The organism is Lacisediminimonas sp., assembly GCF_030645335.1.
Taxonomy (GTDB): domain Bacteria; phylum Pseudomonadota; class Gammaproteobacteria; order Burkholderiales; family Burkholderiaceae_D; genus Lacisediminimonas.
Window position 1 is genome coordinate 1 of record NZ_JAUSNH010000182.1, and the last position, 9100, is coordinate 9100.

Below are 9100 nucleotides of genomic sequence, written 5' to 3' on the forward strand. Positions count from 1 at the left end.
AACTGCTCGCCGTAATAGTCGTCCGGTATGCCAAACACATGCGCGTCCGCCACGCCAGGCCGGCTGCGCAAGGTTTCTTCGATCTCGCGCGGGTAAATGTTTTCGCCGCCACGGATCACCATGTCTTTCGAGCGCCCGACAATCTGCACGAAGCCGCGCTCATCCATCGTCGCCAGGTCGCCGGTGCTGAGCCAGCCCAGGGCGTCGATGGTGTTGCTTGTGGCGTCCGGATTTTGCCAATAGCCCAGCATCACCAGGTAGCCGCGCACCTGCAGCTCGCCGATCTGTCCTGGGCGCATCAATGTGCGCTCAGCCGAATCGACAATCCGCACCTCGGTGTGGTCGTGCACCATGCCGACCGAGCCTTGCTTGTCGGCCAGCGCATCGTCGGGAAACGATTGCAGCGAAATCGGCGAGGTCTCGGTCAGGCCGTACACCAGCGACATCGCCGTCATATGCATTTTTTCGATCGTGTCGCGGATCACATTGGCCGGGCACAGCGAGCCGCCCATCAGGCCCTTGTCCAGCGAAACCAGACGCGCGCCGTCGAATTCCGGATGGGTCAGCATCGCGATGAACATGGTCGGCACGGCGTAAATGGCAGTGCATTTTTCAGCTTCGACCACCTGCATGGTGGTCATGCTGTCGAAGGTTTCCGCCGGCAGCACGATGGCCGCGCCGCACACCACAGCACCCAGCATGCCGATCACCATCCCGAAACAATGGAACATCGGCACCGGCAGGCAAATCCGGTCTTCGTGCGTCAGTCCCAGCCGGTGCGAAATCATCGCGCCGTTATTGATCAGGCCGAAATGCGACAGCGTCGTGCCCTTGGGCTTGCCGGTCGTGCCCGACGTGTACTGCAGATTGGCCGCTGCGCGCGGCGCAGTCTCGAATACTTCATCGCCGTGGCTGGCCTGGCGTGCCGCACCCAGGTTGGCAAGCTGCTGCCAGCCGAGGTAGCCGTCATGCTGCACGCCGTCGATCAGGATCAGTTGCTCGAGTTGCGGACAATGTTCCAGCACGTGCAAACCAGTTGCCAGGCAATCGTTGCTGCGGTAGCGCGAGGCCATTGCCAGCGCCTTGCAGCCGGAATCTTCCATCACATACTGCAATTCACCGGCCAGGTAGGCAGGATTGACATTGACCAGGATGGCGCCGATTTTGGCGGCAGCAAACTGGATCACGATCCATTCGATCCGGTTTGCGCTCCAGATGCCGACCCGGTCGCCCGGCGCAATGCCGATGGCTAGCAAACCGGCCGCCACGGTCGCCGCTTCGCTGACCAGTCCGGCATAGCTCAATCGTTTTTTTTGCGCAGCATCGACGACCGCATCGCGTTCCGGAAAGCGCCTGGCCGTGTTGCACAGCAAGGTCCAGGAACCCAGTTCCATCAGCGGTGCATCGGTGGCGCCCACGCAGTATGCTGCCTGCGGATCGGGCATGCGCGGCAACACGCGGCGGCGATCGGGTGAGAGCTTCATGTTGTCTGCCTCCTTGCATCTCCATGAGGGTCGGGATAGCGCCATGTAGCGCGGGCCGGTCCGGTCATGTCAGCGCGCGCGCTGGCAAACCGGGTGTTCGCTGCAACCGGGGATCGGATGTCCATGCTCAGTCCGACCGGGTCGATATGGAACTGCGCGGCACAAAGCTGATCGGCTTGATCACCGGGCCCTGGGTGGTCACCGTTGGCGTCGGCGTTTCGCCCTCGGCCAGCGCGCGCAGCCGTTCGGTGCGCACTTGCCGGGTCAGCTCGGCCACATCCTGGCCAGATTGTCCGGCCAGCGCCAGGATGGTCGCCAGGTTGCGGTGCCCGCGTTCGTTGGTTTCGCCATAACCCTTGACCACATTGCCCGACAGCGACAGTTCGCGCGCCAGCGCACCGTCGATGCCAAGGCTATGCCGCACGCAGGCCAGCCAGCGGTTGATGGTTTCCTGTTCGCGGTGGAAGCGCCAGGTGCGCGGGCGCAGCGGCCGCAGCGAGCGCAGCACGCACAACACGGCAAAGCCCAGGATGGTGTCGCTGCGCAGGTGAATGCCCACGCTCAGTTGATGGGCGCGGTGCTTCAGGCGTGCCTGCAGCCAGTTCGCCAGGCTGCGTGGCAGGATAGAGCACAGCTCGTCCAGGCCAGGCTTCAGGTATTCGGTCACACGCAATGGATCGCTTGGTCCGGCGCCGACTTCATCGCGCACGCGTTGCAGGCGCTGCGCGCGCGACTTCAGGTCGGCCACGCGGATCACGTCTTCATAGCTCATCCACAAGGCCAGGTAGCGCGCCGTTTCGCGCGTCACGTCGATGCGGTCCTGCTCGCTGACGGCCTCGGTTGCATGGGTGTTGCCGGCCTGGTGCACCGCATGCATCCGGTCCAGGTAGAGCGACGCATAGTCCGCATCCTGGTAATCGATCAGTTGCGCCACGCCGGCGCGCAAGATCGCGCGCAAGGGTTCGGGATAGGATTCGATGATGCTGTCGAACGAAGAGGCTGCCGGGCGGTCCTTGTCACTGGCCGCAGCGGCCACGCCGCCGGTGGCGACGGCGGCTTGCGGCGCGCCATTGGCGACCGCGTCGAAGCCGGCATTGAAGCCATTCAGGCTGGCCTTGACGGATTTGCCGGATTGCCGGATCGCGTCTTCACATGCCTGGCGCGACAGCGGCAGCACACCGGTGCCAAGCATGGCGCCGAACAGGACGGAATTGATCACCGTGCCGTGCTGCATCGCAATCTGGCGCATGTCGAACAGGTGCGCCTTCCTGGTCAGGCTGTGGGCGCTTTCAATCACTTTCTGGCCGTTGTAGCGGCCGTCGCCCGGCACCACTATTTCCGCCACCGCATATTCGCGGTGGGTTGACGCCACCAGCGTGGTGCGTTCCGGATGCGTAAAGCCGTTTTGCAGCGTGCGGCCCGCTTCCATCAATTCCGTTGCCGCCACCAGGTCGACCCGGCCGGGCGATGGCGTCAGCGCGAACACCGGCGCTGCGCCGCCCAGCTCGTCGCGCGACAGGGGGAACAGCTCGATGTAGTAATTGGTGGCGCCAGTACGCTGGGCCACGCCCGGCACCGAGGTCGACTGGACCGGAAACGCCATCGCGCTTGCGGCAGATACGATCCAGTCGGACAGGACGCCGCCGCCTTCGCCGCCCAATGCGGCAATCAGGATGCTGAACGACTTGGTTTCTTTGCTCATTGAATTTGCCCTAAGTAGCTGGTTCAGGATGCCACGCGCGCTGCGCCGGCCATCCAGCCGATCACGGTCGAGCGGACCTGGTGCTTGAGGCGGTCGAACCAGCCCGGATTGCGAATGATCTCTGCCTTGTAGAACGACGGGCACAGCGTGGCGGCATGGGCGTTTTCGCCGCACAGGCCGCAGCCCACGCAGCCCTGGTTCACGCTGGCCACCGGATCGGTGCGCAGGGCGCTCGGATTGGGCTTGATGGTGAGCGAAGGGCAGCCGGAAATCCGGATGCAGGAATGGTCGCCGGTGCAAACGTCGCTGTCGATGCCGAAGCGGGTGGTCACCACGCGCTCCTTGCGCGCCAGGCTCTGCGCGATCAATGGCCGCACGCGGCGTTGCCGTTCAAGCTGGCATTCGCCGTCGGCGATCACGACTTTCAGGCCCGGCGTGGTGGTGGTCATGGAGTCCGACAGGGCCAACAGCATCTTGCCCACTTCATAGCTCGGCACGGTCTTGATCCATTTCACGCCGACGCCCTTCAACGTGGTTTCGATGTCCAGCGTCTGTTCCTTCGACGCTGGCTGCGACGGCGACGACGGAATGATCTGGGTGCCGGTGGCCGAGGTGTAACCGTTCTTCATGATGACCAGGATCGAATCATGCTGGTTGTACACCGCGTTCACCACGCCCGAGGTCAGGCCGCCATGCCAGAACCCGCCATCGCCCATGATGCTGATCACGCGCCGGTCCATCAGGTGGCCGATGCCCGACGAGCTGGCCAGCCCGAGGCCATAGCCCAGCACCGTATTGCCGACCTGGAACGGCGCTAACGCGCCAAAGGTATGGCAGCCGATATCGGCGCTGATATGGATTGCGCCAAAGCGCCGCTGCGTCATTTTCAGCGCCGCAAAAACGGGCCGCTCGGGACAGCCGACGCAAAAGCCGGGCGGGCGCACCGGCACCGGCGCGCCCAGGCTGGCGACTGCCCGCGATTTGGTCGAGCCCAGGTCGGCGGCACGCTCCACCACGGCAGTCGATTGCAGGCCGCGCGGCGTGACCGCCTCGATGAATGCGGCAACGCCTTTCAGGATCACTTCGCCGGTATATTCGCCCGCCACCGGGAATGCGCCCTTGCCGTGCACCTCGGTTTGCAGGTCGGCGCGGCGCAGGATCGCATTGAGCGCCTCTTCGAGATGGTTCGGCTGGCCTTCTTCCACCATCAGCACGGCGCGCTTGCCGGCGCAGAAGCGGGAAAGCTCGTCCGGCACCAGCGGATAGACGACATTGAGCGCCAGCAGCGGAATGCGGCTGGCGCCGAAACTGTCGGCCAGGCCGAGTTGCTGCATGGCCCCGATCAGGCCGTTGTACATGCCGCCCACGACAATGATGCCGACGTCGTCGCAATCACCGTCGAACAATTCGTTGAGCGGGTTTTCCTGCAGGTATTTGACGGCCGCTGGCCAGCGCTGGTCGATCTTGTGTTTTTCCTGCGCATAGGTGGCCGGCGGCAGGTTGATGCTCATCGGATCGAACACCGCCTTTGGCAGCCGGTTGTTCATCGAATACACCGGCGCCCGGTTGTCGCTGGCGACAAAGGTGCCGTGCACATGGCAGGCGCGAATGCGCAACTGCATCATCACCGGCGTATTGCTGGCCTCGGACAGCTCGAAACCTTTTTCCACGGCCGCAGCAATCGAGGCCAGGTTCGGCCGCGGATCGAGCAACCACATTTGCGACTTCATCGCAAACGAATGGGTCCGTTCCTGGATGATGCTGGAGCCTTCGCCGTAATCTTCACCGAGGATGATCAGCGCACCACCGATGACGCCGGTGGATGACAGGTTCGACAGTGCGTCCGACGCCACGTTGGTGCCGACGGTCGACTTCCAGGTCACTGCACCGCGGATCGGATAATTGACCGATGCCCCCAGCATGGCGGCGGCGCCGGCTTCGGAGGCGCTGTTTTCAAAGTAGATGCCCAGGTCTTCCAGCAGCTCGCGGGCGTCGCCCAGCACGTCGATCAGGTGCGAGATCGGCGCGCCCTGGTAGCCGCCGATATAGCTCACGCCCGATTGCAGCAGCGCCTTGGTCACGCCGAGTATGCCCTCGCCATGGAACAGCTCGCCTTCGCCCAGTGAGAGCTTTTCTATTTCCTGCGCAAATGATCGTTCCATATCGTCCTGCTCCTTGCCTGGTGTTTCCCCGCGCATGCGGCAAGCCTGCCGCCGGGCAGCCGGGAATGGGTAAAAATGATCATGTCGGCGAGCGCCATCCCGATGTCCTCTGCGACATCAGCGCACTCCTTGGCAGTTGCCAGATAATTGCCTTGACTGGCCAGCCAGGGCGGGGCAGTGCTGGCACAGCCAGTCAAAGCCCTGTCTCCGATAGGGATTCATTTTTTTCTTGATTCTATTGATGGCGGGAGAATTTTCCCAGCCAATAAAACATCTATCGCAAATAGATATCATCTATAGTACGGCCCATGACATTGCCTGCCAACGTGCTTCCCAATCTCACCGCCAACGCGACCTCGTTCGACCTCAACCTGGTGCGGCTGCTGGTCGCCGTGTTCGAAACGGGCAGCGTATCCAAGGCTGCGCTGCGGCTGGGCATTACCCAGCCGTCGATCAGTTATGGGCTGGGGCGCTTGCGGCGCGCGGTCGGCGATCCGCTTTTCGTGCGCAGCGCTGGCGTCATGACGCCCAGCCCGGTTGCCGAGCAGCTCTATCGCCAATTCCGCGAGGCGCTGACCGCGGTTGAATCGGCCATTGAAGGCTCGGGCAGCTTCGACTCGCGCACCTCGCACCGGAATTTCCGGGTCGCCATGTCGGACGTCGGGGCGATTTGCCTGGTGCCGCCCTTGCTCGCCCACTTGCGCCTTGCCGCGCCGGAAGTGACGCTGGAGATTGTCGAGGTGCCGGTCAAGGACCTGATGGACGACATGGCGCGCGGAAAACTTGACGCCGCGGTCGGCAACCTGCCTTTGCTGCATGCCTCGGCGCGCAGCGAAATGCTGTTTTCAGAACGCTATGTCTGCTTGCTGTCGTCCACCCATCCGCGCGTTGCCGGCAACCTGTCCCAGGAACAATTCCTGGCGGAGCGCCATGTGGTGGTGGCGTCGCCGTTTTCGATTCACCAGAATGTGGAAGAAGCGCTGGCCGAACGTGGCGTGCGGCGCCGTGCGGCGGTGCGGATTCCGCACTTCACCAGTTTGCCGGCCATCATCGCCAGCAGCGACTTGCTGGTGACGCTGCCCTCTACGCTGGGCGACGTGTTTTCGCGCGGATTCGCCGGGCTGCGCTGCGTGGAAATGCCGGTTGCCTTGCCGAAATTCGAAATCCGCCTGTTGTGGCATGCCCGCCAGCAGTCCAATCCGTCCCACCTGTGGTTGCGCCAGATGCTGGTCAAGGCCCTGGCCAAGGTGGGTAGCGGCGACTTGCCGGCAGGCTGAGCGCCTGGCCCTGTCCGTAATCAGCGCCGGCGCCAGCCGGTTTGCTATGCTTGCTGCGGCAAGGGCGGGGTGCGTCGCTGAAATTCGAAGCAGCATGCAGCGCAAAGAGGCTCGCCAGCCATCGATCCGGGGTCGGGACCATAAAGGAAACACCATGAGCACAGAAAAAAAATTCGCTTCGCAGGCAGACCTGGAAGAAAAGAAAACCACTTTCATCCAGCTTTCCGACAATGCCTGGGCCTATACCGCGGAGGGTGATCCGAATTCCGGCGTCATCGTCGGTGATGACAGCGTGATGGTGCTCGACACCACGGCCACGCCGGCCATGGCGCAAGCGCTGATCAGGCACATCCGCAGCATTACCGACAAGCCGATCAAGTACGTGGTGCTGTCGCACTATCACGCAGTGCGCGTGCTGGGCGCATCGGCCTACAAGGCAGAAGGCGCAGAGCAAGTAATTGCCTCGCGCGGGACCTATGAAATGATCGTCGAGCGCGGCGAGCAGGACATGCATTCCGAAATCGACCGCTTTCCACGCCTGTTCGCCGGCGTCGAGACGGTGCCGGGGCTGACCTGGCCGACCATGGTGTTCGACCGCGAGCTGAGCATTTACATGGGCAAGCTGGAAGTCAAGCTGATGCACATCGGCATGGGGCACACCAAGGGCGACACGATTGCCTGGATCCCGTCGCAAAAAGTATGTTTCTCCGGCGACCTGGTGGAATATGGCGCGGCCGCCTACACCGGCGACGCCCAACTGGAAGAGTGGCCCGCCACACTGGACCTGCTGCGCGCAATGGGTGCCGAAAAGCTGGTGCCCGGGCGCGGACCGGCGCTGCTCGATCCAGCGCAAGTCAATGCCGCAATCGACTACACGCGCGACTTCGTCACCACCTTGCTGGGCGCCGCGCGCGAAGCGGTCGCTGCCGGCAAGTCGCTCAAGGAGGCGATGGCGCATGTGCGCAGCAAGATGGACCCCAAGTTTGGCCATGTCTTCATTTATGAACATTGCCTGCCGTTCGACGTCACGCGGGCGGTGGACGAAGCCAGCGGCATCAAGCATCCGCGCATCTGGACCGCCGAGCGCGACCAGCAGATGTGGCATTCCTTGCAGGAGTGAGCGGCGCCGCACTGTACGCCTGATCCGACCGCTCCCGGTCCAACCCGTGCTGTCACGCCACGCCAATGAGCGAACTTCCGCCGCATAGCGGCCTGTCCGACGCCGAAGTGCAATCCCTGCTGGCGCGCCACGGCTACAACGAGTTGCCCGATCCGGCGCGCCGCGACGGCTGGCGTATTGCAGGCGAAGTCGTGCGCGAGCCGATGTTCCTGCTGCTGATCGCCGCGGCCGGCATTTACCTGCTGCTGGGCGAGCCCAACGACGCCGCCATGTTGTTCGGCTTTGTCACGATTGCCATGTCGCTGACCATCTTCCAGGAGCGCCGCAGCGAACGGGTGCTGGAAAGCCTGCGCGAACTGTCGAGTCCGCGTGCGCTGGTGCTGCGCGCCGGCGGCTACCTGCGGATTCCCGGTCGTGAACTGGTGGTCGGCGACTTGCTGGTGCTGGAGGAGGGCGACCGCGTGGCGGCCGATGCCCTGCTGCTGGAAAGCCATGACTTGTTGCTGGACGAGTCGCTGCTCACCGGCGAATCGGTCACCGTCGACAAGCATCCGCAAGCCCCCGATCCGCAAGTCTATTCCGGCACGATGGTGGTGCGGGGCAACGGCTTGGCACGCGTGCTGGCCACTGGCGCGGCGACCGAGATCGGCAAGATCGGCCGCCGCCTGGCCGAGATCGAACCCGAGCGCAGTCCGCTGCAACGCGAGATCGCCACGCTGGTGCGGCGCTTCGCCATCGGCGGCATCGCGCTGTCGCTGCTGGTGGCGCTGGTATTCACGCTGACCCGCGGCGACTGGCTCGGCGGCCTGCTGGCCGGCATTGCGCTGGCCATGTCGGTGTTGCCGCAAGAGTTCGCCGTGATCATGGCCGTATTCATGGGGCTGGGTGCGCTGCGCATGTCGAAACACCGGGTATTGACGCGCCGCTCACCGGTGATTGAAACGCTGGGCTCGGCAACTGTGCTGTGCGTCGACAAGACCGGCACGCTGACGCAAAACCGGATGTCGGTGGAGGCCATCGTGACGCCAGCAGGCGCGCTTGGCGCGGCCGAGCCGTCGCTGCCGCCAGACGCGCTGGAGCTGCTCGCGCTGGCAGCCCTGGCCAGCGAAACCGAGCCATTCGATCCGATGGAAAAGGCCTTGCATCGCCATGCCGGCGAGCGCGCGCCGCAAGCTGCGGCCAGCATGGCGTCCACGGCCGAGATGGGCTCGATGGTCGCCGTCGCGGTCGCGGCCCTGTACCACGGGGCAGCAGCGCGTGCGGCAACAGGAAAATCCAGCGCCACCGCGACAGCCACGACAGCGCAGGCCAGCGCAGCCAGCCAGCAGTCCGCCCTGCCGGCAGCCCCGGCCGCG

6 protein-coding genes are annotated in these 9100 nt (G+C 64.1%); 3 read left to right on the top strand and 3 right to left on the bottom strand.

The annotated features are described in order from the left end of the window. The 3 genes from Q7T64_RS12850 to Q7T64_RS12860 all read right to left on the bottom strand — a co-directional run. The coding region (locus tag Q7T64_RS12850; RefSeq protein WP_304796230.1) for an AMP-binding protein at positions 1-1484 on the bottom strand (1484 nt) is incomplete at its 3' end. Between the two features lie 127 nt (positions 1485-1611). Beyond that, positions 1612-3186: an indolepyruvate oxidoreductase subunit beta family protein gene (locus Q7T64_RS12855; RefSeq protein ID WP_304796232.1), complete on the bottom strand. Its 1575-nt coding sequence runs from the start codon at positions 3184-3186 to the stop codon at positions 1612-1614. 23 nt (positions 3187-3209) lie between these two features. Next, positions 3210-5348, bottom strand: a complete 2139-nt coding sequence (locus Q7T64_RS12860; RefSeq protein WP_304796234.1) for an indolepyruvate ferredoxin oxidoreductase subunit alpha — start codon at positions 5346-5348, stop codon at positions 3210-3212. A gap of 308 nt (positions 5349-5656) precedes the next feature. Here Q7T64_RS12860 and Q7T64_RS12865 point away from each other — a divergent pair, with 308 nt between their 5' ends. From Q7T64_RS12865 to Q7T64_RS12875, 3 genes are all read left to right on the top strand, one after another. Then, positions 5657-6625 carry a LysR family transcriptional regulator gene (locus Q7T64_RS12865; protein WP_304796236.1) on the top strand — a complete coding sequence of 323 codons (969 nt, stop codon included), beginning with the start codon at positions 5657-5659 and terminating at the stop codon, positions 6623-6625. A gap of 154 nt (positions 6626-6779) precedes the next feature. Further along, positions 6780-7745 carry an MBL fold metallo-hydrolase gene (locus Q7T64_RS12870; RefSeq protein ID WP_304796239.1) on the top strand — a complete coding sequence of 322 codons (966 nt, stop codon included), beginning with the start codon at positions 6780-6782 and terminating at the stop codon, positions 7743-7745. A 65-nt stretch (positions 7746-7810) separates the two neighbouring features. Beyond that, a partial coding sequence (locus Q7T64_RS12875; RefSeq protein WP_304796242.1) for an HAD-IC family P-type ATPase occupies positions 7811-9100 on the top strand: 1290 nt, incomplete at its 3' end.

Excerpts from the sequence above, each read along its gene's own strand:
- Q7T64_RS12860 (WP_304796234.1), bottom strand. The coding sequence starts at position 5,348 with ATGGAACGATCATTTGCGCAGGAAATAGAAAAGCTCTCACTGGGCGAA.
- Q7T64_RS12870 (WP_304796239.1), top strand. The coding sequence starts at position 6,780 with ATGAGCACAGAAAAAAAATTCGCTTCGCAGGCAGACCTGGAAGAAAAG.
- Q7T64_RS12865 (WP_304796236.1), top strand. The coding sequence starts at position 5,657 with ATGACATTGCCTGCCAACGTGCTTCCCAATCTCACCGCCAACGCGACC.
- Q7T64_RS12855 (WP_304796232.1), bottom strand. The coding sequence starts at position 3,186 with ATGAGCAAAGAAACCAAGTCGTTCAGCATCCTGATTGCCGCATTGGGC.